The following is a 26323-nucleotide window of genomic DNA, read 5'->3' as shown; positions in this document are numbered from 1 at the left end:
ATCGCGAAAAAATTGTGCTTTTGGAGGAATGGCGGTGTATTTTCGTTCGAGAATGTGGTAGTATAAAAGATATGCAAAGAGGAACCAAGGAGAAGTATTAGAAAAATTATGAAAATTATTCTGACTGCGGTCAACGCAAAATATATTCATTCCAATCTCGCAGTTTATACACTGCAGGCGAGCGCGGAGAAAGCCGGCGTGTTCCCGGAGATCCGCGAATTTACGATCAATCAGTCAAAGGATTCCATGCTGCGAAGCCTGTTTCTGGCGCGTGCAGACGTTGTCTGCGTTTCCTGCTACATCTGGAATATATCAATCGTAGAGGATCTGATTACAGAATATCATAAAATCAGTCCGAAAACAAAGATCTGGCTTGGCGGGCCGGAGGTTTCGTACCATGCAGAGGAGATGCTGGAGCAGTATCCGTTCCTTGACGGAATCATGAAGGGTGAGGGCGAAATTACCTTCCGTGAACTGGCAGTGTATTACCAGAATCAGGAGAACGGCACGGAGGGGAAAACGCTTGAAGAGATCCACGGCATTACATACCGTGATGCAGAAGGAGCCATCAAAAGCAACCCGTGGCGTCCGGTCATGGATCTGTCCGAGGTGGATTTTCCGTATGCGAATCTGAAAAAATTCGAGAACCGCATCATTTATTATGAGTCAAGCCGCGGTTGCCCGTTTTCATGCAGTTACTGTCTTTCTTCTATTGATAAGCGGCTTCGGTTCCGAAATCTGGATCTGGTCAAAAAGGAACTCGCCTTTTTCCTGGAACAGAAAGTACCGCAGGTCAAATTTGTGGACCGTACGTTCAACTGCAAGAAAGACCATGCAATGGCGATCTGGAAATTCATTGCGGAGCATGACAACGGCGTGACGAATTTCCACTTTGAGATTGCCGCTGATCTGATTACTGAGGAGGAACTGGAACTCTTAAATACCCTGCGCCCGGGGCTGGTACAGCTTGAGATCGGCGTTCAGTCTACGAATCCGCAGACGATCGAGGCGATCCACCGGAAGATGGATTTTGGAAGAGTCACAGAGATTGTAAACCGGATTGCGAAGGGAAGAAACATCCATCAGCATCTCGACCTGATCGCGGGCCTGCCGTATGAGGATTATGACAGTTTCCGCCGTTCGTTTGCGGATGTCTATGCACTGCGTCCGCAGCAGTTACAGCTGGGATTTTTGAAAGTGCTGCGCGGTTCTTTCATGTATGAGCATACCGAGGAATATGACTGTCATTATCAGGAGCGCGAACCATATGAGGTACTGTACACGAAATGGCTGCCGTATGACGATGTGCTGAAGCTCAAAGACGTGGAGGAGATGGTGGAAGTCTACTACAACAGCGGCCAGTTCGTCCACACACTGCCGATGATCGAGCGTCTGTATGAGAACCCGTTCGATTTCTTCCAGGAACTCGGCGATTTCTACCGGGCAAAGGGCTACAGTGAGGCGGCACATAACCGGATTCAGCGGTATGAAATTCTGCTCGGGTTTTTGCAGGACGAAAAACAGCAGGACGAAGCATTCTTCCGTCAGATGATGGTGCTCGATCTGTATGCGCGTGAAAATATGAAGACACGGCCACGCTTTGCAAAAGATCCGTCCGAATGGAAAAACGAGTCGCGTGACTTTTATCAGAAAGAAGCCGAAACGAGAACGCTTCTGCCATCGTATACGACATACGATTGGAAGCAGCTGCAGCGCATGACGCATGTGGAAGTTTTTGATTACGATGTGCTCGGAAACGGGGAAAAGGCGCGTACGGTACTCCTGTTTGATTATCAGAAGCGCGATCCGCTGACGGGAAATGCGGAGATGATCGACTGTAGTGAGCTTTTTTACGCTTGACATTTCAAAAGAACATGAGATACTAGAAAAGGTAATAAAAGATGAAAATACAAGATTTTGTAGTGCTCGATCTTGAGACAACGGGTCTTTCTGTAAAGGAAGACCAGATTCTGGAGATCGGTGCAGTAAAAGTGCAGGGCGGAGAGGTCACGGCATCGTATGAGACTTTCGTCAATCCGGGCAGAAAAGTGCCGGAGCGGATCACGGAACTCACCGGAATCCGGGATGAGATGATTGCGAATGCGCCCGATGTGGAGACTGCTGTCCGCGGCTTTCTGGATTTCTGCGGCGGCCTGCCGCTTCTTGGGCACAATATTCTGTTCGATTACAGCTTCATCAAGCAGGCAGCGATAAATGCCCGTCTGGACTTTGAAAAAGAAGCGTGGGATACGTTGAAAATTGCACGGAAAGCCCTCCCGGATCTGGAGAGCAGAAGCCTTGAAGCACTCTGCGGCTACTATCAGATCCCGCGGGAACACGCACACCGTGCAATGGACGATGTGCTGGAAACGCTGGCACTGTTCCGAAAACTGGAAGAAGGATTTTCGGAAGATCACCCGGAATGGTTTGCCGCAGCGCCTCTGAAGGCCAAAATGAAACGTGAGGTTCCGGCGACGGAGGCACAGAAAAAATATCTGGCGGATCTGATCCGGTACCATGAGCTGGATCTCGAACCGGAGTGGGGAGCACTCACAAAAAGCCGTGCATCCCGCATGATCGATCAGATTATTCTGGCACATGGAAGAATGGAAAAACGACAGAGAACTGAGAAAAAATAGAAGAGAAAAAGAAAGGATGGAACGATGAGTAATAAAGTCAATCGAAAAGCCCCGACAGAGGCACAGAAAAAGAAGAAAGATCCGCTGGCAAAGAAGAGAAATGCAGCAAAGATACTGGCATTGATTCTTGCAGTGGTTATGGTGCTTGGTATGGTTCTTCCAGCACTTTTATGGCTGGTGTAAAGAGATTCTGTAAAAGACAGAGTGAAATGGGAAACGGATCAAGAAGAGGCACAGTATGAAAAACAGCAGAAAAATGAGAGGCCTGCTGGTGATGCTTATCGCATTCGCATTCTGCTTTCTGGCAGAACCAGTCAAAGCGGATGGCCGGACAGCGCTGGACGGAATCTATGTAGAAGACATTTCCGTCGGCGGTATGACCGAAGAGCAGATCACACAGGCAGTAAACGACAAAATTGAACAGTTAAAACCCTCGGTTATCAACCTGTCTGCCGGAGAGCAGAATGCACAGGTGACAGCAGGGGATCTCGGACTTTCCTGTGCCAACCCGGAGGTGGCAAGAGAAGCCGTCACAATCGGGCAGGAAGGCAATGTACTGAAGCGGTTCCTGACACAGAACCGGCTCAAAAATGGAGAGACGGTGACGTTTTCCCTGAAATATACAGTCGATGGCGAGGCAGCGCGCCAGGCGGTAGAAAACAACACAGCCGTGCTGAACCGCGAAGCAACAGATGCAACGCTGACCCGCGAAAACGGCGAATTTATCGTCAATCCGGGCCAGACCGGATGCAGCGTCAACGTGGATGAGTCCACGGCGAAGGTTGTCAATTACCTGACGACAAGCTGGCGGGGCGGCATCGGCGGCGTAGAACTGGTAACAGAAGAAACACCGGCAGGCGGTAATCCGGAGCAGCTTGCACTTGTCAAAGATCTGCTCGGCGAGGGTACGACGGAGTATGGCAACGGTACGAGCGGCAGAAAACAGAATGTCGCAGTCGGCGCAGAGAAGATTAACGGAACGCTGGTACAGCCGGGCGAGGAATTTTCCGTAGAGGCGGTCGTTGTGCCGTTTGATGCGGAAAATGGTTATGCACTGGCAGCATCGTATGAGATGGGCAAGGTCGTCGATTCGTACGGCGGCGGTATCTGCCAGGTTTCCACAACGCTCTATGTTGCTGTCTTAAAAGCAGAGCTTGAGGTAACGGAGCGGTACAGCCATTCCATGATTGTCCACTATGTGGATCCGTCGATGGATGCGGCGATTGCAGAGGGATTGAAAGACCTGAAATTCATCAACAATACGGATGCGCCGATTTATATTGAGGCGAGCGCGGACGGAAGCACCCTGCATTTTGCCATCTACGGCCATGAGACGAGAGATCCGAACCGCACGGTCCGCTATGAGAGTGAGACGACAAACACGGAGGATCCGACGCCGAGCCTGACGGAAGATGCGAATGCATCGTTTGGAACAATTGAACAGACATCGTACGGCTATCAGGGTTCGACGGCGCGGCTGTGGAAGATTGTGAATGACAATGGAAATGAGACGAAGGAGCAGGTGAATTCCAGCACTTACCGCATGACATCGGATGTCTATACCGTGGGAACAAAGACGGACAATGCAGCGGCGCGTGCGGAAATGCAGGCGGCGATTGCGGCAAATGATCTTGCAAAAGCAAAGGAAGTTGCAGCGAAATACAGCCAGAGCAGTTCGTCATCGAGTTCTTCGGAGAAGAAGGAAGACAGCAGCGATACAGAGAAAACGGAGGACGATGAGGACTAGGCGTTTTCTGGTTACTGTTCACTTAGCAGTGAAACACTTGCTGTTTCGTTGCGTAAGAACATGACGTCTGCTTTTTCGTTTGAAACAGGAAGTTCGAGGAGGACGAGGGATGCGAAAGGGTAAATTACAGCAGAGCGTGCTGGTGCGCTCGGTGTTTAAGATGCTGGGGCAGAAAAGAGAGGACGCAGCAGGGCCGGCGGTCGGACGTGGGGTATCGGCATTTGCAGGAGAAAAGGAGACGCAGGTGTTTTCGTGTGCGCCGGTGCTGGTGAAGGATCCGGAGGACGCGGTGCTCGCGGTCTGCCGGGTGTGCAACAGTGTGGCCGCGGCGGGGGCATCGGCAAAAGGAGTGCTGGTGTCGCTGATGCTGCCGGAGGCGATGGAAGAAAAGGATTTAAAGGAGCTGATGCGGGCGGTTGACGGTGCGTGTGTGCGGTATGGAACTGCGGTGATCGGCGGGCATACGGAGGTGACGGACGGGGTTTTGTATCCGGTGCTTACCGTGACGGCGGCAGGCGGGACAACGCGTGCGGGGCTGTTTGATCCGTCGTGTGTGACAGCGGATTTGGATCTTGTCGTGACGAAGGGGATTGCGCTTGGCGCGGTGTCTTATCTGGCAAAGACAAGAAGGGATGAGCTTCTGACGAGATTTTCTCCGGGATTTATCCATGGGGCGGCGGATTTTTCGGAGGATTACTCTGTCTGCCGTGAGGCGGAGATTGCGATCGAGCACGGTGCGGCTGCGATGCAGGATCTCTCGGAGGGCGGGATTTTCGGGGCGCTCTGGGAGATGGCGGATGGCGCGGGTATCGGGCTTGATGTGGCGCTGAAGAAGATTCCGATCCAGCAGGAGACGGTGGAGATCTGTGAATTTTTCGGGGTGAATCCGTATCAGATGCTTTCGACGGGGGCGCTGCTGATTGCGGCGGCGGACGGCGAGGGGCTGGTGCAGAAAATGGCACTCGAAGGGATTCCATCGGCGGTGATTGGGCGGACGACATCCGGGAAGGAGAGGATTCTCCGGAACGGGGAAGAGGTCAGGTATCTGGATAAGCCGCAGATGGATGAGATGTACCGGGTTGGCAGATAAGGCTTAAATATACGACAGGAGTGATTGGTAAAATGGCACATTTGAATATTGTTCTTCATGAGCCGGAGATTCCAGCAAATACAGGTAATATCGGACGGACGTGTGTGGCGACGGGGACGAGGCTGCATCTGATTAAGCCGCTGGGGTTTGATATTTCGGACAAGGCGGTCAGGCGCGCGGGGCTGGATTACTGGTCGAAGCTGGATGTGACAGTGTATGAGAGTTACGAGGATTTTCTGGAGAAAAATCCGGGGGCGAAGATTTACTATGCGACGACGAAGGGGCCGCAGACGTATGTGGATGTGCAGTATGAAGAGGACTGCTTTATCATGTTCGGAAAGGAAAGCGCGGGGATTCCGGAGGATATTCTGTACGATAATCAGGAGACGGCGGTGCGGATTCCGATGATTAATGATATTCGGTCGCTGAACCTTTCAAATTCCGTGGCGATCGTGCTGTACGAGGCACTGCGGCAGAATAACTTTGACCATATGCAGCTCGCGGGGCATTTGCGGACGCATGAGTGGAGGTAGACGGACGGGACTCTGGTGATCGTAGACGGAGCTGCATTCTTTTTATAAGGAAGAAGTTGAGATCATTTCCAATTCGGCAAAGACCTGCTCTGCGTAAAGCTGTTTGATTTCGTGGCGGGTCATGCCGGAGACGTTGGTCTGGAAGGTGAAGGTGTGGGCTTGGGCTTTGTATAAAATACAGAAGTAGACAACGCCCTGTACGCTGTCAGCGTTGTTGGGGTCGAGATTTCCGGTTGTGCCGGTGATTCCGATGGCGATGGCGGTGTGCAGGTTTTCTTGTACTGTGCGGGCCATGGCTTCGGCGCATTCGGGGGAGTAGACGCCGTGGATTTCGATGACGGAAGGGTCGACGCCGACGAGGACTTTGGTTTCGTTCAGATACGTGACGTAGCCGCCGGGGAAAATGGCGGAGGCGCCTTCGGTGTCGGTGATCAGGGAGGCGATCAGGCCGGAAGTGCAGCTTTCCATGGTGGAAATGGTGGTGTGGGATGCAATGAGCTGTTTGATGATGGAATCAATGGTGTTTGGGTTCATAGTGAAAATTACCTCCAGAGTTAGTTTGATATGTCTGGCAAAAAAGCCCCTCGGCGGAGGGGCTTATTTTGGTGCTTCGCCTTTGGCGAGTGTAAAGATAAATTCGGTACCAACGCCCTCTGTACTGATGACATTGATATTCTGGTTATGCGCAGTGATGATCTCTTTGACGATTGAAAGCCCAAGTCCCGTTCCTTTGCGGTCCTTGCCGCGGGAGGCGTCGAGCTTGTAGAAGCGCTCCCAGATTTTCGTGATACTTGCCTTTGGAATGCCGCAGCCGGTGTCCTTGACGGAGACGAAGACTTTACCGTGCTTCTCCGTTGTCTCAACTGTGATGGTGGAATCGTTGTTGCTGAATTTGATTGCATTATCAATGAGATTGTACAGCACCTGCTGGATTTTTCCCATATCGGCGCAGACGTATAAGGTGCGCGATGCGAGGATCAGTGAAATGGAAATCCGTTTTTTTGTGCAGGTTCCCTCAAACGAAGCGGCGGTATCCTTGATGACGGCGTTGATGTCAAACGAGGTCAGATCGAGCATATTCCCTTTATCGTCGATGTCGTTCAGCGTCAGCAGGCTCTGCGTCAGCTTGTGCAGCCGTTCTGTCTCAAACAGAACGATTTTCAGATATTTTTCCTGCATTTCCGGCGGAATCGTTCCGTCGAGGATTGCCTCCACATAGCCTTTGATCGAGGTCAGCGGTGAGCGGAAGTCGTGAGAGACGTTCGCCACAAATTTCCGCTGGTATTCGCCGGTCTTGTTCAGCTCGCCGGACATGTAGTTCAGCGTGGAAGCGAGATACCCCATCTCATCGTGAGATTTAACATCAATTTTGTGGGTCAGGTTGCCGGAGGCATACTCCTTTGCACCGTTGATGATCTTTTTCAGCGGCCGGTACACGACGAGGGAGAAAAAGATCAGAATCACAAACGAGAGTCCGAACACGAGCAGGAACAGAAAATCAATCCGTGCCAGCAGACTTTCCCTCTGCTGATAGACGTCCTGCAGCGGAAGGTGGATGGCGACATAGCCATTGATCCGGAAATCGGAGGTGACGGGAACCATGACGCTCAGCATTTTGTCTTCGAAATAGCCGAAAAACGTTCCCGTGCTGTAATACTCGCTGCCGAGCGCAACTGGATCAAAACCGTCGATGATCTCCGGGTTTTCCTCATCGAGTACAGCTGCCGTGTTCAGCAGAATTTCCCCGTCTGCGCTGATGAGCCAGATCTGGGAATTGTGATAGGAAGCCAGTGCACTGAGCGAATTGTAAAGATCCGTCAGGGAACGCTCACTGTGGTAATAAAGGTCGCCCTGTTTGGAAGCGATCTGCGTGGCCTCCCGGTACAGACTGGTGCTCGCGCTGGAGACCAGACTGTCCTCCACCATGCGGGAGCCGACCGTTGAGATCAGCGTAAAGCCGGCAATGGCGAGAATGACATAAATGAGAATTAATTTCCGGTAAAGCGTGCGTCGCATTATTTTTTAACCTCAAACTTGTAACCGATGCCCCAGACCGTCGTGATGGCCCAGGAGGCATGGTCCTTGATTTTTTCGCGGAGACGTTTGATATGAACGTCTACCGTGCGGGTATCGCCGATGTACTCATAGCCCCAGATATGGTCGAGGAGCTGTTCTCGCGTAAAGACCTGGTTTGGTGAGGAAGCAAGGAAGTAGAGAAGCTCCAGTTCCTTCGGCGGCATATCGACGGTGCGGCCCTGGTAAATGACGGAATAGTTCGTCTGGTTGATGATAAGATCCGGGTACTCGACACATTTTCCTGCGGTCGCGGACACCGGGATCGTGCGTGATGGCTGAAATCTCCGCAGCACTGCTTTCACACGGGCAACGAGCTCCTTGGAATCAAATGGTTTGATGATGTAGTCATCCGCGCCGAGTTCCAGGCCGAGGACTTTGTCGAACACCTCGCCCTTTGCCGAGAGCATGATGATCGGAACATCGGAATCGTGCCGGATTTCGCGGCAGACCTGGTAGCCGTCCATGCCGGGCAGCATCAGGTCGAGCAGAATCAGGTTCGGCTGGAAGGAGTGAAACTCCCGGACAGCCTCTTCTCCATCGTTTACAATTTTTGTGTCATAGCATTCCTTGGTCAGATAGAGAGAAATCAGTTCTGCGATATTGTTATCGTCATCGACGATCAGAATTTTCTGTTTGGAAGCCATAAAAGATTCTCCTTCACTGGGGACAGGACGGAACCGCATACAGTATGCGTTCCGTCCCATATTTTCCTGAGTTTTTATTTCTTAAACGTAACAATCGTAACGCCGGCATCGCCCTCGCCAAATTCCGCTAAATGGAAGTCCGCTACGTGTTTCTGGCGACGCAGATAATTGTGAATGCCTTTCCGCAGTGCGCCCGTTCCTTTTCCGTGGACAACGCGGACACTCGGCAGATGGGAGAGATAAGCGTCATCGAGATATTTGTCGAGTTCGGCAACCGCTTCATCCACCGTTTTTCCGAGCAGATTGATCTCGGTAGAAATCGTGGCAGCCTTGGAAAGCTTCGATTTTCCGCTGCTTGTGCGGGAGATGGACGGGCCGGTGATGACAGCCTCGTCGATCAGCACAAGGTCGGAGATATGCACTTTGGTCCGCATGATACCCATCTGGACGAAGAGATTTCCCTTCGAATCCGGGCGGGTGCTGACAGTACCTTTGAGATTCATGCTTAAGACTTTGACGGCATCGCCGAGATGAAGATCCTGCGGGCGGAGATTTCCGGTGCGCTTCGGCACTTCCTTCGCCTTTTTCTTATCGAGCTTGTTCATTTTTTCACGCAGAGCGGTACGTTTCTGCTCCATTTCGCGGACGGAAACATTCTCTTTTCCAAATTTCTGGAAATCGCGCATCGTCTGGTCGGCGTATTCCTTCGCCTCGCGGAGAATTCTCTGTGCCTCCTCGGTTGCATCGGAGATCATCTTTTCTTTTCTTGCGTCGATCTGTTCCTGATTCTTGGCAAGGCTCTGCTTCAGGGATTCGACTTCCGCGCGGGTGCGGGCAAGCTCTTCTTTTTCGCGTTCCAGCGTGATCCGGTTCTGCTCGAGAGTGGTCAGAACGTCTTCAAACGATTCATCCTGCTCGCTGATTTCGTCTTTTGCCTTGTTGATGATGTAGTCCGGCAGGCCGAGTTTGCTGGAAATCGCAAACGCATTACTCTTTCCAGGAACGCCGACGAGCAGGCGGTATGTCGGGCTTAAAGTCTCGACATCGAATTCACAGCAGGCATTCTCCACGCCCGGTGTGGATAAGGCATAGATTTTCAGTTCACTGTAGTGTGTCGTTGCCATGGTGCGGATGCCGCGCTCGTGGAGCGTAGAGAGGATCGCGATGGCAAGCGCCGCGCCCTCTGTCGGGTCGGTACCGGCGCCGAGCTCATCGAACAGGACGAGGGAATTGCGGTCTGCCTTGTCGAGGAAGGAAACCACATTCGTCATGTGGGAGGAGAAGGTACTCAACGACTGCTCGATGCTCTGCTCATCACCGATATCGGCGTAAACCTCGTCGAAAACGGAAAGGGAGGAGCGGTCGAGTGCCGGAATGTGAAGTCCGGACTGGCCCATCAGTGTTAAGAGTCCGACCGTCTTTAAGGAAACCGTTTTACCGCCGGTATTCGGTCCTGTGACGATCAGAAGGTCGAAATCTTCGCCGAGCGACAGATCAATCGGAACGACTTTTTTCGCATTGATCAGCGGGTGGCGTGCCTTGCGCAGGTGGATTTTACCTTCGGTGTTGAAGATCGGCTCATTGGCGTTCTGCTCCATTGCAAGAGCGGCGCGCGCGAAGATGAAGTCAAGCTCTACCATGTTTTCGAGGTCGTAACGGATCTCATCGCGGTGCAGGTCTGCCTGGGCACTCAACGTAGAGAGGATGACCTCGATTTCTTTTGCTTCTTCAATTTCCAGCTCACGGATATCGTTGTTCAGTTTGACAACGGCCATCGGCTCGACAAAGAAGGTGGAACCGGTCGAGGACTGGTCATGTACCATGCCAGGAACCTGGCCTTTGTACTCGGATTTGATCGGGATACAGTAGCGGCCGTCGCGCATCGTGATGACGGCATCCTGCAGATACGTGCGGTAGGAACCGTTGACGAGCGAGATTAACTGGCTGTGGATTTTTTCCTCACACGATTTGATGGAACGACGGATACGGCGTAGATTCGGGCTTGCATCATCGCTGATTTCATCCTCGGAGAGAATACAGCGGCGGATTTCCGTGGAAAGCAGCGTCAGAGGCTCCAGTGTTTCGAAGAGATCTTCGAGGCTGTCCGGCGTCTGGTCCGCATTTTCGCGGCGGCCGTACGCTTTGACGCGTGCCGTGTTTTCCAGAAGTGCGGCGGTCTGCAGAAGCTCCGTGATGTTCATGGAGCTGCCGATTTCGAGACGCTTTAATGCGCCGCGGATATCTTTGGCATCACCAAAGGAAATGTGGCCTTTTTTAAAGAGCCGGGTGAGCGCGTCGTGTGTCTCGTGCTGCATCCGCGTAATCTGGGAGAGGGAAGAAGAAGGAACGAGCTCCAGACATTTCTTCCGGCCCAGCGGAGAACTGGCATACGAAGCCAGTTGTTCGATAATTTTGTCGTATTCGAGCGTTTTTAATGCTTTCTGATTCATAATACTTACCTTTTCGTAATTCATAATTCAGTCATTGTCTACAGATAACGCGGTATTTTTGATGCAATACCGCACGGATCTGATGTTACAGTTCACAGGTACCCTGCGAACTGTAACATTCGCAGCCCTCATTTAAAGTTTTGTTTCGCAAAAGGAGGGCTGCTCACACATGAATCACTTTCTTACGCAGCGAAACAGCAAGTGTTTCACTGCTGAGTGAACAGTAGCGATCTGATTATATATCTGCACGGGAAGTACAGACCGGAAGTGGAATGTGGGTCACAGGTTTTTCCACTCCCCCAATTATACCTTAAAAAAGAAAAGAAAGAAACCCCAAGAACGAGAAAATGCAGGATGTTGCGCAAATGAGAAAAAAATGTAACAGTCTTCATAAAATGTTCATATCTATCTGGTAAAGTTTTTTATATATGTGAAGATTGCGGAAGCGCATATGCGCAGAGCAGTTCGGTATGGAATACAGATGTATGGAGAAAGAAATGTATGGAAAATGACCCAAAACCTTACAAATTCATGAAAGAGAGCATCAAAAAGCAGCCGCCCGACTGGAAAAAGATTGTTCTTCTGATTGCCGGATGGCTGGCACTTGCGGCGCTTGGCGGTCTGGTTGCGGCTGCGGTATTTGCGGTGACAGAGCCAAAGATTGCAGAAGCAGTTACCAGGGAAGAGCCGCCGGCGAAAGTGGATATCCCGGGAGATGAGGATCCAAACAGCGGACAGGAGCCGGATGAGACAATTACCGCATCTTCGGCGAGTGCGTCGGTAGACAGCAGCGGCTCCGGTTCGGAAATCAGCAGTTCTACAGTGGATAGCAGTACTTCAGAAAGCAGTGTATCCGAAAGTATGGTTTCCGAAAGCACAGAGGAGAATGGAGCGGCAGAGGGAACGGAAAGCAGCACTTCCGAAGAGCCGGAGGAGGGCAGCGAGGTTTCCAGTGTCGATGGGGAAACGGATGCGGAGGAAAAGGACAGCAGCCTGAAAAATTATGAAGCGCTCTACCAGGATATGCTGGAAGTAACGGAAAAACCAAAACGAGCGCTGGTTACCGTCATCGGCATTACCAATCAGATGGACTATTTTAACCAGAACTATGAAAACCAGCAGCAGATTTCCGGTCTGATTGTTGCGGACAACGGGCAGGATCTCTTTATTCTGACGGAATACCGCATCGTGGAAAATGTGGAGCGGATTCAGGTCACCTTCTGGGACGAGACGATGGTGGATGCCACATACCAGCGCCACGATCCGAGCACCGGCCTTACGATTGTGAAGGTGGATGAATCGAAGCTGGATGAGGAAACACGGGACGGTCTTGCGGTTGCGCCGCTCGGCAGTTCGTATCTCGTCAGCCAGGGTGACCCGGTCGTGGCTGTCGGAAGCCCGGTCGGCTATAGCAATTCGATTGCGTATGGTGTGGTGACTTCGGTTACGAACAAGATTTCCGCGCTGGACAATGAGTACAATCTGCTGACCACCGACATCCTCGGCAGCACGGACGGCAGCGGCATTCTGGTAAATCTTGACGGCGAAATCGTCGGCATTATTGCGCAGAGTTACAGTGCCAAGGGAAACAACGTGGTGACGGGCATTGCGATTTCCCAGATCAAAAAGCTGATCGAAAATCTTTCCAACAACGTGAGCCGCGCGTATATCGGCATCCGCGGACAGGATGTCACAGAAGAACTTTCCGATAAAACCGGCATTCCAAAAGGCGTTCTCATCAGCCGCGTCGCAGACGATTCTCCGGCGATGATGGCGGGCATGAAAGAGTACGATGTGATTGTAAAGGTCGGGGAGCACAAGGTTGAGACGATCAAACAGTACCATGAACAGCTTGGCAAATACAGCACAGGAGACGTGGTTACCGTGACGGCGATGCGGAAAGGCGCTGAAGGGTATGCGGAGATGACGTTTGATGTGACGATGGGGGAAGTATAAAAAACAGAGGCTTTCGGGAGCAGAAAAAGCCGGTTTTAGCCGGTGGGGCTTCCGGAAGCTTTTCTTTTCGAATGGTTTTCCACTGGCGGATGAAAAAATACGTGCATTCTGCAGGAAAATCTGGTAGAATTGGTAAGGCATGCAGGAGCACAGGCTTTGCATCATAAAAACGGCATCATAGAAACAAAAACGGAACACTGTGTCCGCATTTATTTTAGAAAAAGAGGATTTATTTTTATGAAGTATATCAACGAACTCCGGGAAGGAAACCGCATTTCCGGAATTTATCTCTGCAAACATAAACAGTCGGCTGTTACCAAAAACGGAAAACAGTACGAAAACGTGATCTTACAGGATAAAACCGGTACGATCGATGCGAAAATCTGGGATCCGAATTCTATGGGAATCCGTGAATTTGAAGCACTGGATTATGTAGATATTATGGGAGATGTTTCCAGTTTCAATGGAGCACTTCAGGTTTCCATTAAAAATGCAAGAAAAGCGGAAGAGGGCGAATATAATCCGGCGGACTATCTGCCGACGAGCCGTTACGACATCAATACGATGTATCAGGAGCTGATCTCCTGGATCGGAACGGTGAAAAATCAGTATCTCTCCGAACTGCTGACGTATTATTTTATCCAGGATCAGGAGACCGCAAAACGGTTCCGCATGAGCTCTGCAGCAAAAAGCGTGCATCACGGATTCGTCGGCGGCCTTTTAGAGCATACGTTAAGTGTCACCCGTTTCTGCGATTTTATGGTAAAATCGTATCCGATTCTGAACCGCGATCTGCTGATTACGGCAGCAATTCTGCACGATATCGGAAAGACGAAAGAACTCTCCTTATTCCCGCAGAACGATTACACCAATGACGGACAGCTGCTCGGCCACATCATGATCGGTGCGGAGATGGTACACGATGCGGCGCAGAAGATCGACGGTTTCCCACAGGAACTCGAGAATCAGTTAAAGCACTGCATTCTGGCGCACCACGGCGAGCTGGAATACGGTTCCCCGAAAAAACCGGCAATGGTAGAGGCGGTAGCGCTGAACCTGGCGGACAATGCCGATGCCAAAATGGAAACCCTGACCGAGCTGTTTGACGCAGCGCCGGCCGGCAATGAGTGGCTTGGCTACAACCGGTTTTTTGAGTCCAACATCCGCAGAACAGGAGACTTTTCATGAACTATCAGAAAAATGATGTACTGACGGTGAAAATTGAAGATATGGGACACGACGGAGAGGGTATAGGCAAATGCGAGGGCTATACCCTCTTTGTCAAGGACACCGTCATCGGCGATCTTGCCGAGGTAAAAGTGATCAAAGCAAAGAAAAATTACGGCTACGCGCGCCTGATGCGCCTGATCGAGCCGTCCGCGCACCGCGTCGAGCCGGTCTGCCCGGTTGCACGTCCGTGCGGCGGATGCCAGTTGCAGATGCTCGACTATGCGGAGCAGCTTCGCTTTAAGGAGAAGAAAATCGCCGGAAATCTCCAGCGCATCGGCGGCATGGCGGAGATCCCGATGGAGCCGATCGCGGGGATGGAAAATCCGTTCCGCTATCGAAACAAAGCCCAGTTTCCGATCGGGCAGGATAGAAATGGAAAGCTGATTACGGGATTTTATGCGGGAAGAACGCATCAGATCATGGAAAACCGGAACTGTTATCTCGGCGTGGAGCAGAACGAGGAGATTCTGAACCGCATTCTTGCCTGGATGGAGGAGAACGGCGTTCCGGCATACAACGAGGAGACCGGCAAAGGCCTGGTGCGCCATGTGCTGATCCGGTTTGGATTTATGACGAAAGAGATTATGGTCTGTCTCGTTGTGAACGGAAAGAAACTGCCGGCCGAGGAGAAACTCATCAAATCGCTGACAGAACTCGAAGGCATAACAAGCATTACCCTAAGCGCAAACCGTGAGCGGACCAATGTGATCATGGGAAAAGAAATCCGCTGCCTGTGGGGACAGGGGTATATCACCGACTATATTGGAACCGTAAAATATCGGATCTCCCCGCTGTCCTTCTACCAGGTCAACCCGGCGCAGACGGAAAAGCTGTACGGTCTTGCCCTGGAATACGCAGGCCTCACCGGAAATGAGACGGTCTGGGATCTCTACTGCGGCATCGGAACGATTTCCCTGTTCCTCGCGCAGAAAGCCAAAAAAGTCTACGGCGTCGAAATCGTCCCGGAGGCAATCGCGGATGCGAAGAACAATGCGAAAATTAACGAGATCGAAAACGCTGAATTTTTCGTTGGAAAATCGGAAGAGATTCTTCCGGCCTACTACGAACAGTACGCCAAAGACCACCCGGGCGAACACGCCCACGCGGACGTAATCGTCGTCGATCCGCCGAGAAAAGGCTGCGAAGAAAACCTCCTCCACACCATGGCCAGCATGCAGCCGGACCGCATCGTGTATGTATCCTGCGATTCCGCAACGCTGGCACGAGATGTGAAGGTGCTTGGGGAGCTGGGGTATGAAGTAAAGAAAGTCCGAGGGGTTGACCAATTCCCGATGACGTGCCATGTGGAGTGCGTGGTTGCACTACATCGGGTCGATATGTAAGAATCCTTGATTTGCGCGAAGGCAACGAGGAGAGTTCCGAAGAAATAACTGGCTGTAAAGCCAGTGTTTATGCGGAATTCGACGACTGCCCGCGAGTCGGGAAGTTTGTAAAACTTCTCGACTTCCGGCACTTTGAGCGACATATGATGTTCTCACAGAGTGATAGAAAAACCTACAAAAAAGCAATTTCAGACGGTGTGAATGTCTCAGTCGTATTGGATGTGGGGTGTGGAAACACATAAAAGTACAATTAATATTTTGAAGTTATTCAATAGAATACGAAGCGTGAAAGACCGTTCATTTTCAAGTAATTGGAGATGAGCGGTCTTTTTCTGTTTGCAGATAACATTGACGTAACTGAGTAGAAGTTATTCTACCGGAAGAACGGAGGTTGTAATGGAAGAGATAAAGAGTATCAGAATAAGCGAGTTAAAGGACTTTAAGAACCATCCTTTTCATGTGCAGCAGGACATAGAGCTGTGTGCCCTTATGAAAAGTATTGAAGATGAGGGTGTGATTGTACCTTTGCTTGTAAGACCGAATCCTGACGGAGAAGGTTATGAAGTGATTGCAGGACACAGACGAAAGGCAGATGCCGGCTGGGCTGGTCTTGCGGAGGTTCCGGCAGTTATAAGAGAATTGGATGATGATCAGGCGATAGTGGCGATGGTAGATTCTGTGCGCCCGTAAGGCGTTTGGGGTGGACACCCAAGCGACGTGGGTCATTATGATTTTGTTTTGAGAAAACAATAAGAAAAATTATCAAGTGTGAAGAACACAGTCTTATCGCCAACAACTAACCTTGAATGGAAACATAAAGGGGACAACAGCACGTTTGTAAAGGCACAAGTCAACAAAGCTTCCAAGTTGCGACTGAGTGTCGAGGTGAAAGGTACTATATGAGGATGAAAGCTAAACTGCTTGAAGGAAAGTCAGAGGCTAGAGCTAACCATCTCCGCACCGAAGGGAAGATGTTACGGTGATGTATTGGCAGATTAGTATTTTGCTGTCTGCAATCTGCGTGATAATCAATGCAAGCTAGCCATAGGTTCATTTGAGGATGCATCTGAAATCAAGGAAAAATTCAGAGTATTTCTCGAGGATACTCTGCATCTTGAGATGTCCGAAAAAAAGACCAAGATAACACATAGTCAAGATAAAGCAAGATTTCTTGGATATGATATCACCACCGCAAAGAACTCAGCGCTTATGCAATCATCAGGGCATACAGAAATGCCTATTCAGGCGGTTGGACAGGAACAACCTGTGCCTGACGATAAGGGTGCTTCTGGGAATATGGATTACACAGAGGAGGATGTGAAGAAGTATCAGATGGATCCTGATATCAATGAGTTGCTGGATTTCAGTTTTTGCGGGGAATGACAGCAGAAGGCTACAAAACATTTATAAATGGAAGTGTTATGGCATCATTTATGGAAGGAATTGTAGCCTCAATTTTAGAAGAAAAAAGTGGTGCCGGATACGGCACGAATTGTAGCCAATTAAATACAGTTATCAGCGTAATTGAAGCCATGTATCTTTGCGAAGGTATGTGGCTTTTTCCTTTTTGCGCTGAGGATAGATTTTTTAACCAGCCCTCGTGCATTTATGCGAGGGCTAAGCCTCGCAGAGCGAAATACACCCATCGCACAAAACTTCGTTTTGTACTCTGTGTATTTCGCCCTTGCAGGGGGCTATCACGCCGGATACGGCGGTGGGTTCGTAAACGGACACCTATATGTCCACTCACATTGGCATTAGAAGTGAAAGAAAGAGTTGCAGGAGCAGATTGCTGTATTGGATAGAAAAGCAGGGAGGATGAAATCAGAGCTTTCAAATGTGCTTCAGGATGCAGACTATGCAAATGCTTCGGAGTTTTATACCGAGCTATTCATGGTTCGTGAGGAGAGGCAAAGGTATGAAGAGGCTTGTAAGGAATGGCAGCAGAAGTGTGTTGAGGTGGAACTTGTAGCGGTGAAGGATAGTAAGTATTTTGGGGACGTAATTCCGATTAGCAGGAATAGAGGGCGATAAAGTAAGGCGATGCTATTAGTGAATCTGATAGCATCTGTGTAACTACATAGTGACAATTTTGCATCTTCGAAGTGGTAGTCTATGCAAAATATCATCGAATTGGATGAAAAAGGAGAGAATTACCGCATCCTTTGGGGTCTGGTAAACGGAGGCAGACCGACCAGTGAGCTGCCGAGTCACCTGATGAACCATGAAGTGAAAAAAGGCGTTACCAATGTTTATCATGCACATACCACGAATGTGATCGCACTGACATTTGTACTGCCGTTGGAGGATAAAGTATTTACTAGAGAACTCTGGGAGATGGCGACCGAGTGCCCGGTTGTATTTCCTTCCGGAATCGGTGTAGTAGGATGGATGGTGCCGGGCGGCCGTGAGATCGCAGTGGCGACAAGTGCCCTGATGAAAGAATATGATGTGGCAATCTGGGCGCATCACGGCATGTTCTGCTCAGGGGAAGACTTTGATCTTACATTCGGATTAATGCACACCGTAGAGAAATCCGCGGAAATCCTTGTAAAGATGCTGTCCATGAGACCGGATAAAAGACAGACAATCTCACCTCAGAATTTCAGAGATTTGGCGAAAGATTTTAAAGTAACTTTACCGGAAAAGTTTCTATATGGCAAATAATGTACATATCACATATTTGGCGTATCAGAAGCATGAAGCATGTTTCGATATTCCATAGGCGTACATCCGTATTTCTTGCGGAACAGCTGAAAGAAAAAGCTGGTATTCTGATATCCGACGGCAAGGCTGATATCATTTGTGGAAAGTGCGGTGCTCCTTAACAATTTTGCCGCCTGAGAGAGCCGGTGTGTCTGGACCAGCTCTTTGTAAGTGGTTCCGGTATGCTGGCGTATGTAGGCAGAGAGATAGTTTGGGTGCATATTAAAAAACTCAGCTGTAGAAGAAAGGGTACAGTCCGCAAAGTTTGTTTCGATATATCGGAGTATGGTATAAATCTGATCCACAGAGGCGTGATCTAGAACCATACCGTGCTGGAACAGATTGATCATCTCGCAGGTAATCAGCGTAAAAAGACTGTCTAAAAAAGGTCCGGATGTTACGGACGGAGAATAAAATTCACAGAGAAACTGGTTGGCAAGATCTGCCAGCCGGTTTTGTTTTTGTTCCGGGGAAAAGACAATATACATGCTTTCCTGCATCGTGGTGTTCAGAGCCTCAATGAAAAAGTGTGTAAGGTAATTATCCTGAGACAGGCGTTCAAAAAAAGTACCGTTCAGATATTCGCGCGTCAGCAGAAAATTGATGATAATATCATTTTCTGAACATCTTTTGACAGAATGAGGTGCATTCTGGCTGATCAGAACCATCTGCCCGGCTTTTAGCCTGAATGTAGTCTTATTTATCGTCATTGTGCAGGAACCAGAATAAATATAACTCAACTCCAGCCACTCATGGATATGCAGAGGTACGTTTTCAAAACGATCCTGTTTTACAACAGCGAAGTTGTAATAACTCGGAAGCACTTTCTTTGAAAGAAATAAAGAACGCAGATCTTCAAGGTTCGTATCAAAACGGTAACAGGGTGTATCAAACTTACCTCTGGCAACAGGAAATTGTGAATAATCTTTCTTTACACCATTCAGATGCTGGGTTTCTTCGGTAGTGTGCTGCTTCAGAAATTGATTCAATGCAGATAATGTCATCATATATAATCTCTCCTTTTCGAGATATGAATGAACTGTGATTATAGTCATCAGCAGTTTATTTAACCTGTCTAAAATATACCATATTGGGGGCAAAGGTGTACAGAGTAATCTCGGATATTTATTAAGTTTGGTCGGTAAATCACTTATGTTTCGTTGATGTAATTTTAGTCTGTATAAAGTAAGATGTCAGTAAGAAAAGGAGGCATAGGTTAGGATGAAGATATTTTTTGCAGTAGTGGTGATTGTTTTATTATTTGTAATCGGTGCGACATTATATGTCTATAAAAAAAGTGCCATGTTTTTGCCGGCACTTCTTGGCATCTGCGGATTTCCAAAAATAAAGGAAAGCAGCTATTACGATGAAAACGGACATTTCCGTCCGGGAACGGGGGAGGACAAAGTTGGATTTTTCATGCAGCATCCGGTATTCGGCGGTTTTAAACATATGTTTTTCAATGTGGAGGACAACGTGCTGAAAGCTATTGCGCCTGTAAAGTATAAGGATTTTTTAAAGGCGCCGGGCCGTGAGGAACAATTGGATGCAGCCTTGGAATCTTTCAATTATCTAACCGGACTTGTTGAGAAAGGTCAGGCAAGGCTGGTGTCGGATCTGTATCCTGCGGAAGCAGTGAAGGGTCATCCGTACAGGTCACATCTGACGGGAATGTTTTATCAGGGACAACAGGGAAAACCACTTGCCATTGTAGTTCCGGGAGGCGGATTTATCAGTAATGTAACTGATTGCGAGGGGTATCCTGTGGCGATGAAGCTGCATAAAATGGGATATTCTGTTTTCGTCGTAAGTTATCCGGTCGGCAGACAGCTGGGTGAGACAGAACAGGTAAAGCAGGGACAGGCTGCCGCGAGGGAACTGACACAAGTGATTCGATATCTGACGGAGCATCAAAAACAGTTTTCTGTAAACATGGATGATTATGCCATCTTTGGTTTTTCAGCAGGAGGACTTATGACCACGGCGTATTCATTTGCCAATTATGAGGACTGCTGCCACAAGAATCATCTGCCAAGACCGAAGGTGATCTTCCCTATGTATGGTCTGGACTGGAATATCAAAGCTTTGCAGGAGGACAAGGGACTGGCGGTATTTTCTATCGTAGGGCGGGATGATGAGTTCGGTTTTGCAAATGTGGAAGATAAACTGCCGGAATTAGAGAAGGTACTGGGCAAAGAAAATGTGTCGGTCAGAATCGTTGACGGACTGGGACATGGATTTGGAATAGGAAATGAAACAAAAGTGAAAAACTGGCTTCAGGAAGCAGTCATCTTCTGGGAAGCCCACAGATAGGAACAGATAAGAATTTATTTAAGGAGGATTTCATAATGAGCAGAAACCTGAAAGAATTGATCAGACAGATGACACTGGAGGAAAAAGCAGGACTATGTTCGGGAGCGGATTTCTGGAACACGATGGGAATCGAAAGGTTAGGGATTCCTTCCGTTATGATGACAGACGGCCCGCACGGCTTGCGCAAACAGGAAGGCGCGGCAGATCATCTCGGCCTGAATAAAAGTGTGAATGCAGTCTGCTTTCCGGCAGCCTGCGCCACGGCATCCAGCTTTGACGTGGAACTGATGGAATGTATGGGACAGATCCTTGGGGACGAGTGTCAGGCTGAGAACGTGGGCATGCTCCTCGGCCCTGCAGTTAATATCAAACGCAGTCCTCTCTGCGGAAGGAATTTTGAATATATGTCCGAAGATCCATATCTGACAGGAAAGATGGCGTCAGCATATATCCGGGGCGTACAGTCGAAAGGCATCGGAACCAGTATGAAACACTTCGCCGCGAATAATCAGGAAACAGACCGTATGCAGATATCGTCGGAAGTATCGGAACGGGCTTTCCGGGAAATTTATCTGCCGGCTTTTGAGGAGGCGGTGAAGAAAGCGCAGCCAAAGACTGTGATGTGCAGCTACAATAAGATCAACGGAGTATTTTCTTCAGAGAATAAGAAGCTTCTGACAGATATCCTGCGGGATGAGTGGGGATTTGAAGGATATGTGGTCAGTGACTGGGGAGCTGTAAATGACCGGGTGAAAGGACTGAAAGCCGGTCTTGACTTGGAGATGCCGGGATCAGGAGGATATAATACAAGAAAGATTATTCAGGCAGTGGAGAATGGAGAACTGGAGGAAGAAATTCTTGACAGAACGGTGGAACGCATACTGAAAGTAGTCTTCTCCTACACAGATAACAGGAAAGCGGAGACTGTATTTGACAGGGAAAAGGATCACAAAGCAGCGGCAGATATCGAAACAGAGTGCGCCGTACTTCTGGAAAACAGGGGAGTGCTGCCGCTGAAAAAAGAACAGAAAGTAGTCTATATCGGGGAATTTGCAAAGAAACCGCGATACCAGGGCGGGGGATCGAGTCACATCAATACGGACAGCGTAGTGTCGGCTCTGGAAACTGCGGTGAGAAAAGGCAGGGCAGTGGAGTACGTGAAAGGCTTCTCGTCAGAGCGTGACGAGATGACAGAAGAGGATCTGAAACAGGCGTGTGAAGCGGCAGCGGGCGCAGATGTAGTTGTAATCTTTGCCGGACTGCCGGACAGCTTTGAGTCGGAAGGATATGACAGAACATCCATGGAACTGCCAAAGTGTCAGAATCGCCTTATAGAGGCTGTGGCTGAGATACAGAAAAATGTGGTAGTGGTTCTTCATAACGGAAGTCCCGTAGAAACTCCATGGGCGGAGTCTGTAAATGCCATTCTGGAGATGTATCTGGGAGGAGAAGGCATTGGGGAGGCCAGCGACCGGCTGTTATTTGGGGAGGCAAATCCAGGAGGACGTCTGGCGGAGACGTTCCCATATCGTCTGGAAGACAACCCGAGTTACCTGAATTTCCCTGGAGACGGCAGGACTGTTCTCTATGGAGAAGATATCTTTGTCGGATACCGTTACTATGATGCGAAGAAAGTACCGGTGCGCTGGGCATTCGGCCATGGACTGTCATATACGGAATTCAGCTACAGCAATATGAAACTCTCTTCTGCGGAAATGAAAGATGGAGATATTCTGAAGGTGAGCATTGATGTGGAGAATACAGGGAAGAGGGCAGGAAGTGAAGTGGTTCAACTCTATGTCAGTGACAAGGACAGCACGGTGCCAAGAGCAGTGAAAGAACTAAAAGGGTTTGCGAAAGTATTTCTGAATCCGGGTGAGAAGAAGACGGTTACAATGGAACTTTGCGCGAGAGATTTTGCTTACTACGAGACAAAGATTCACGACTGGTACACTCCGTCAGGTACATATGAGATCCAGATCGGGCATGCCAGCGATGTGATCAGAGAGGCTGCAGAACTTACATTTACTACTGATGTGCTGCTGCCGTTCACTGTGGATATGACCACTACAATGGGGGAATTGATGAACCACCCGAAGACAGCAGGGAAAATGATGGAGTATCTTGAGGGGATATCACAGGGAGAAGAACCTAAGAAAGAAGATGGGGAGGTACAGCTTGTGACTCCGGAAATTATTGCGCAGATGTCGCTGAAATCATTTTTAAGCGTTATTCCGGGCGAAGCGATCGAGCAGATGATCGTGGAGTTAAATGCTCTGTGTCAGTAGTGGGAGGAACGGTTGGCTTATTATTGGATGAAAAAGTATCAGCATGAAAATGAGGAAGAATTATGGGCAAGATTTATGCGGCAAAAACAAATCATATCACAAACCCTTTAGGGTTTTATCTGAAACCGTTGGTATTTTCATGGAAAGTGAAAGGCGGCAGAGGACAGGAACAGAAACATGCAAGGATTGTGATCAGCAAGAACAAAACCTTTACAGATATCTGTCACGACACGGGGGAGGCAGAGCTGGACAGTCTCTCTGCAAGAGTGGAATTTGAACCGCAGCCGTATACAAGATATTACTGGAAAGTTATTGTGACAACAGATGCAGAGGAAGTGATCGAATCAGACACGCAGTTCTTTGAGACCGCCAAAATGGATGAACCGTGGACGGGCAGGTGGATTACCTGTGACAGCAGTCAGGAACGGCATCCGATTTTCTCAAAGAGGATTCGTCCGGCAAAAGAAGTGAAAAGCGCAAGACTGTACATTTGCGGCCTGGGATTGTATGAGGCATATTTTCTTGGGGAAAATAAAGAAAATCCTAAGAAAATCGGTGAAGAGTATCTGACTCCGTACTGCAATAATTATGACCGGTGGATCCAGTATCAGACGTATGACATCACAGAACAGGCAGAACGAGGAGGTGTGCTGTCTGTTCTTCTCGGAAACGGTTGGTATAAAGGCAGGTTCGGTTTCAATGATCCGGAGCGGGAAGCATATTACGGTGACGAGTGGAAGCTGATTGCGGAGATTCACATAGAGTACAAAGACGGAACGAAAGATGTGATCAGTTCTGATGAAACCTGGTCAGTTACAAGAAGCAATTTGTGGTTTTCCAATATCTATGACGGTGAGAGAAGAGATGATACGCTGCCGCCGGTAGAGGAGTCTCCTGCGCGGATCGCAAAGGTTCCGAAAGGCCGGCTTATGGAACGGTTATCTCTTCCAGTTAAGGTACAGGAGGAGATGAAGCCGGCAGAGCTGATCCATACTCCTGCCGGAGAAGAGGTATTTGATCTGGGGCAGGAGATCACGGGGATCTTCCGGCTGCGGGTGCATGAGCCGGCGGGGACAACTATCAGGATTCAGACGGGCGAGGTGCTTCAGGGCGGATGTTTCTACAACGAGAATTTAAGAACTGCACTTTCGGAGTACATTTATGTTTCTGATGGTACAGAAAAGGTGATTACGCCTCATTTTACATACTATGGTTATCGATATGTGAAAGTGACCGGGGTTAGGGACCTTTCGTGTGAGGATTTTACGGCGCTTGTTCTTTACAGTGATTATGAGAGCATCGGGGCAATCGAGACAGGGAATGATCTTGTGAACAAATTAATCTCCAATATCGAATGGGGAATGAAAGGGAACTTTCTGGATGTGCCTACAGACTGTCCCCAAAGAGATGAGAGGATGGGCTGGACAGGAGATACACAGGTATTTTCCGCGACTGCAAGCTATCTGGCTGATACCTATGCGTTTTACCGAAAATATTTATACGACCTGTATCAGGAACAGCTTCTGGCGGGCGGAATGGTTCCGGAGATTGTCCCCACATTCGGACCGACAAAATGTTCCTGCGCATGGGGAGACGCCGCATGTATCATCCCCTGGAACGTATATTTGTTCAGCGGGGACAAAACAATACTCGAAAACCAAATTGAGAGCATGAAAGCGTGGGTCGATTATATCCGGAGAATTGATGGAGACCATCATGGATGGAGACAGGTTTTCCATTATGGTGACTGGCTTGCTCTTGACCGTACAGGTGCCGCTGCGAACAGCGTGTATGGAGCGACTGATGAAGCATACATTGCAGACATCTACTACGCGGCAAGTGCACAGATTGTTGCAAAAGCAGCAGAGGTGCTTGGACTGGAAGAAACGAGACAGGAGTATCAGAAAATCGCAGACCGTCAGTGGCAGGTCGTGAAAGAAGAATATTTTACTGCTACAGGCAGATGTGCGGTGAAGACGCAGACAGGGCTTATTCTTGCACTGAAATATCATCTGTCTGAAAATGAAGAACTGACAAAGCAGATGCTGCAAAAGCTTCTCAGGGATAATAAAAATAAATTAAATACCGGGTTTGTAGGAACCCCGCTTCTGTGCAATGTCCTGACTGATCATGGAATGACAGACGCGGCATACCGGCTGCTTCTGAATAAGGAATACCCGGGCTGGCTCCATGAAGTGAAGCTGGGAGCAACAACGGTGTGGGAGCGTTGGAATTCACTGGATGAGAGCGGACATGTCTCCAGCACGGGGATGAACAGTCTAAATCATTATTCTTACGGCGCTGTATTGGAGTGGATCTTCCGTCATGCGGCCGGGATTGATGTGACGGAACAGAACCCGGGAGGCAGGGTGATGCGGATCAGCCCGAAAGTGAATAATGGACTGAAATATGTAAAAGCTGTTTATGATTCGGCAAGCGGATGCTATCAGTGCGGCTGGGAGATATCAGAGGATAATAAAATCACGGTCACTGTTACGGTTCCGTTCGGCGGAAGTGCAGAAGTGGTTCTTCCATATGCGTCGGAATCTGTATATGAAGATAAAGAAAATCCATTATTTGAAGAGGTGGAAAATGGAATCTGCCGTGTGAGAGCCGGAGAATATGAAGTCGCTTATGAGGCGTCACAGCCTTTAAAGAAGAAATACAGCATAGACTCGACAATGGAAGAACTGCTGAACCATCCGGATATCCGCGCGTTTCTTTCTCAAATGATGGAAGTGGATATGATCCCCGATATTGCATATGGGCTTTCGCTTAGAGATGTCGCGAAAACATTCGCAGGAGAGATAAAAAAAGATGAGGCGCAGATGCTGGATGCGGCACTGGCAAAATTCTAATCAGGAGGGTTGCTATGGAGCTTATAAGGCTTAAAGTAAACAGTCAATATAGACCATGCGTGGACGAAGCACCTTATTTTTCATGGGTAATCACTAGTGATGAAAAGAATGTGATGCAGACATCCTATCATATCACAGTGAAAAATATGGACGAAGTAATGTGGGATTCTGGAATGGTAGAAAGTGATAAAAGTATTTTTGTGGAGTACTCCGGGAAACCATTACAAAGTCTCAGTGACTACAACTGGACAGTGGAAGTGACAGTTAATAACGGAGAAAAGGCGGCGGCATCCTCATCCTTTGAGACAGGATTTATGAAGAAAGAATGGACGGCCGAGTGGGTGAAATCTCCGTTTCCTATGAAAAAGGTAAAACCCGGAACCGGCGGGCAGAACCCGGCAGAATATTTTCGCAAAGAATTTGATGCACGAGACGGCATAAAATGAGCGC

General features: G+C 49.1%; 21 protein-coding genes and 1 pseudogene. 17 read left to right on the top strand and 5 right to left on the bottom strand.

The features are described from left to right. The first annotated feature begins 108 nt into the window (after positions 1-108). From DW642_RS03885 to trmL, 6 genes are all read left to right on the top strand, one after another. A complete protein-coding gene (locus tag DW642_RS03885) occupies positions 109-1860 on the top strand; it encodes a B12-binding domain-containing radical SAM protein (protein WP_117509326.1) in 1752 nt (583 codons plus the stop codon). Between the two features lie 41 nt (positions 1861-1901). Beyond that, positions 1902-2639: a 3'-5' exonuclease gene (locus tag DW642_RS03880; protein ID WP_055220616.1), complete on the top strand. Its 738-nt coding sequence runs from the start codon at positions 1902-1904 to the stop codon at positions 2637-2639. A gap of 24 nt (positions 2640-2663) precedes the next feature. Continuing rightward, positions 2664-2822: a hypothetical protein gene (locus DW642_RS15815; RefSeq protein WP_022462412.1), complete on the top strand. Its 159-nt coding sequence runs from the start codon at positions 2664-2666 to the stop codon at positions 2820-2822. Positions 2823-2877: 55 nt separating this feature from the next. Next, positions 2878-4386, top strand: coding sequence for a VanW family protein (locus tag DW642_RS03875; protein ID WP_117509325.1), 1509 nt, complete (start codon positions 2878-2880; stop codon positions 4384-4386). A gap of 109 nt (positions 4387-4495) precedes the next feature. Next, positions 4496-5476 (top strand): AIR synthase-related protein, encoded by a 981-nt coding sequence (locus tag DW642_RS03870; protein ID WP_117509324.1) that lies wholly within the window; start codon positions 4496-4498, stop codon positions 5474-5476. A 32-nt stretch (positions 5477-5508) separates the two neighbouring features. Further along, positions 5509-6009, top strand: a complete 501-nt coding sequence (trmL, locus tag DW642_RS03865; protein ID WP_117509323.1) for a tRNA (uridine(34)/cytosine(34)/5-carboxymethylaminomethyluridine(34)-2'-O)-methyltransferase TrmL — start codon at positions 5509-5511, stop codon at positions 6007-6009. 42 nt (positions 6010-6051) lie between these two features. On the opposite strand, the gene DW642_RS03860 is transcribed toward trmL, so the two are convergent. The 4 genes from DW642_RS03860 to DW642_RS03845 form a co-directional block, all read right to left on the bottom strand. Next, complete coding sequence (locus DW642_RS03860; protein ID WP_117509322.1) at positions 6052-6543, bottom strand: CinA family protein; 492 nt, start codon at positions 6541-6543, stop codon at positions 6052-6054. A 63-nt stretch (positions 6544-6606) separates the two neighbouring features. Further along, the gene (locus DW642_RS03855; protein ID WP_117509321.1) at positions 6607-8025 is read right to left on the bottom strand and encodes a sensor histidine kinase; all 1419 of its coding nucleotides are present in this window, start codon (positions 8023-8025) and stop codon (positions 6607-6609) included. Next, positions 8025-8729: a response regulator transcription factor gene (locus tag DW642_RS03850; protein ID WP_022461607.1), complete on the bottom strand. Its 705-nt coding sequence runs from the start codon at positions 8727-8729 to the stop codon at positions 8025-8027. The genes DW642_RS03855 and DW642_RS03850 overlap by 1 nt, the downstream gene beginning before the upstream one ends. Positions 8730-8803: 74 nt before the next feature. Continuing rightward, positions 8804-11179: an endonuclease MutS2 gene (locus DW642_RS03845; RefSeq protein WP_117509320.1), complete on the bottom strand. Its 2376-nt coding sequence runs from the start codon at positions 11177-11179 to the stop codon at positions 8804-8806. A gap of 501 nt (positions 11180-11680) precedes the next feature. Here DW642_RS03845 and DW642_RS03840 point away from each other — a divergent pair. From DW642_RS03840 to rhaD, 7 genes and pseudogenes are all read left to right on the top strand, one after another. Next, positions 11681-13135, top strand: a complete 1455-nt coding sequence (locus tag DW642_RS03840) for a S1C family serine protease (RefSeq protein ID WP_117509319.1) — start codon at positions 11681-11683, stop codon at positions 13133-13135. A 237-nt stretch (positions 13136-13372) separates the two neighbouring features. Beyond that, positions 13373-14323: a 3'-5' exoribonuclease YhaM family protein gene (locus tag DW642_RS03835; RefSeq protein ID WP_117509431.1), complete on the top strand. Its 951-nt coding sequence runs from the start codon at positions 13373-13375 to the stop codon at positions 14321-14323. Then, on the top strand, positions 14320-15708 hold the full coding sequence (gene rlmD, locus DW642_RS03830; RefSeq protein WP_117509318.1) for a 23S rRNA (uracil(1939)-C(5))-methyltransferase RlmD: 1389 nt from the start codon (positions 14320-14322) through the stop codon (positions 15706-15708). Before DW642_RS03835 ends, rlmD begins: the two co-directional genes overlap by 4 nt. 396 nt (positions 15709-16104) lie before the next feature. Then, a complete protein-coding gene (locus tag DW642_RS03820) occupies positions 16105-16398 on the top strand; it encodes a ParB N-terminal domain-containing protein (protein WP_055267517.1) in 294 nt (97 codons plus the stop codon). 429 nt (positions 16399-16827) lie between these two features. Beyond that, positions 16828-17091, top strand: coding sequence for a hypothetical protein (locus DW642_RS16190; RefSeq protein ID WP_055267519.1), 264 nt, complete (start codon positions 16828-16830; stop codon positions 17089-17091). 414 nt (positions 17092-17505) lie between these two features. Further along, complete coding sequence (locus DW642_RS03810; protein ID WP_118700810.1) at positions 17506-17742, top strand: hypothetical protein; 237 nt, start codon at positions 17506-17508, stop codon at positions 17740-17742. Positions 17743-17832: 90 nt separating this feature from the next. Beyond that, positions 17833-18375: pseudogene (gene rhaD, locus DW642_RS03805) on the top strand (rhamnulose-1-phosphate aldolase); the annotation flags it as partial. 8 nt (positions 18376-18383) lie between these two features. Here the strand turns inward: rhaD and DW642_RS03800 are convergent. Next, positions 18384-19421: an AraC family transcriptional regulator gene (locus DW642_RS03800; RefSeq protein ID WP_158554969.1), complete on the bottom strand. Its 1038-nt coding sequence runs from the start codon at positions 19419-19421 to the stop codon at positions 18384-18386. 214 nt (positions 19422-19635) lie between these two features. On the opposite strand from DW642_RS03800, the gene DW642_RS03795 reads away from it, so the two are divergent. From DW642_RS03795 to DW642_RS03780, 4 genes are all read left to right on the top strand, one after another. Then, positions 19636-20727 carry an alpha/beta hydrolase gene (locus tag DW642_RS03795; RefSeq protein ID WP_055267525.1) on the top strand — a complete coding sequence of 364 codons (1092 nt, stop codon included), beginning with the start codon at positions 19636-19638 and terminating at the stop codon, positions 20725-20727. Between the two features lie 35 nt (positions 20728-20762). Next, positions 20763-23015 (top strand): glycoside hydrolase family 3 C-terminal domain-containing protein, encoded by a 2253-nt coding sequence (locus tag DW642_RS03790; RefSeq protein WP_117509315.1) that lies wholly within the window; start codon positions 20763-20765, stop codon positions 23013-23015. Between the two features lie 62 nt (positions 23016-23077). Further along, positions 23078-25873: an alpha-L-rhamnosidase gene (locus DW642_RS03785; protein WP_117509314.1), complete on the top strand. Its 2796-nt coding sequence runs from the start codon at positions 23078-23080 to the stop codon at positions 25871-25873. Between the two features lie 14 nt (positions 25874-25887). Further along, entirely contained in the window at positions 25888-26319 is a 432-nt protein-coding gene (locus DW642_RS03780) for a glycoside hydrolase family 78 protein (RefSeq protein ID WP_117509313.1), read from the top strand. Positions 26320-26323 lie beyond the last annotated feature (4 nt).

Source organism: Blautia sp. AM23-13AC (assembly GCF_003435675.1).
Taxonomy (GTDB): domain Bacteria; phylum Bacillota; class Clostridia; order Lachnospirales; family Lachnospiraceae; genus Fusicatenibacter; species Fusicatenibacter saccharivorans.
The sequence above is the reverse complement of the archived record's forward strand: the minus strand, read 5'-3'. Positions and strand labels throughout refer to the sequence as shown.

Coding starts and splice junctions, on each gene's coding strand:
- DW642_RS03885 (WP_117509326.1), top strand. CDS start 109: ATGAAAATTATTCTGACTGCGGTCAACGCAAAATATATTCATTCCAAT.
- DW642_RS03880 (WP_055220616.1), top strand. CDS start 1,902: ATGAAAATACAAGATTTTGTAGTGCTCGATCTTGAGACAACGGGTCTT.
- DW642_RS15815 (WP_022462412.1), top strand. CDS start 2,664: ATGAGTAATAAAGTCAATCGAAAAGCCCCGACAGAGGCACAGAAAAAG.
- DW642_RS03875 (WP_117509325.1), top strand. CDS start 2,878: ATGAAAAACAGCAGAAAAATGAGAGGCCTGCTGGTGATGCTTATCGCA.
- DW642_RS03870 (WP_117509324.1), top strand. CDS start 4,496: ATGCGAAAGGGTAAATTACAGCAGAGCGTGCTGGTGCGCTCGGTGTTT.
- trmL (WP_117509323.1), top strand. CDS start 5,509: ATGGCACATTTGAATATTGTTCTTCATGAGCCGGAGATTCCAGCAAAT.
- DW642_RS03860 (WP_117509322.1), bottom strand. CDS start 6,543: ATGAACCCAAACACCATTGATTCCATCATCAAACAGCTCATTGCATCC.
- DW642_RS03855 (WP_117509321.1), bottom strand. CDS start 8,025: ATGCGACGCACGCTTTACCGGAAATTAATTCTCATTTATGTCATTCTC.
- DW642_RS03850 (WP_022461607.1), bottom strand. CDS start 8,729: ATGGCTTCCAAACAGAAAATTCTGATCGTCGATGACGATAACAATATC.
- DW642_RS03845 (WP_117509320.1), bottom strand. CDS start 11,179: ATGAATCAGAAAGCATTAAAAACGCTCGAATACGACAAAATTATCGAA.
- DW642_RS03840 (WP_117509319.1), top strand. CDS start 11,681: ATGGAAAATGACCCAAAACCTTACAAATTCATGAAAGAGAGCATCAAA.
- DW642_RS03835 (WP_117509431.1), top strand. CDS start 13,373: ATGAAGTATATCAACGAACTCCGGGAAGGAAACCGCATTTCCGGAATT.
- rlmD (WP_117509318.1), top strand. CDS start 14,320: ATGAACTATCAGAAAAATGATGTACTGACGGTGAAAATTGAAGATATG.
- DW642_RS03820 (WP_055267517.1), top strand. CDS start 16,105: ATGGAAGAGATAAAGAGTATCAGAATAAGCGAGTTAAAGGACTTTAAG.
- DW642_RS16190 (WP_055267519.1), top strand. CDS start 16,828: ATGTCCGAAAAAAAGACCAAGATAACACATAGTCAAGATAAAGCAAGA.
- DW642_RS03800 (WP_158554969.1), bottom strand. CDS start 19,421: ATGATGACATTATCTGCATTGAATCAATTTCTGAAGCAGCACACTACC.
- DW642_RS03795 (WP_055267525.1), top strand. CDS start 19,636: ATGAAGATATTTTTTGCAGTAGTGGTGATTGTTTTATTATTTGTAATC.
- DW642_RS03790 (WP_117509315.1), top strand. CDS start 20,763: ATGAGCAGAAACCTGAAAGAATTGATCAGACAGATGACACTGGAGGAA.
- DW642_RS03785 (WP_117509314.1), top strand. CDS start 23,078: ATGGGCAAGATTTATGCGGCAAAAACAAATCATATCACAAACCCTTTA.
- DW642_RS03780 (WP_117509313.1), top strand. CDS start 25,888: ATGGAGCTTATAAGGCTTAAAGTAAACAGTCAATATAGACCATGCGTG.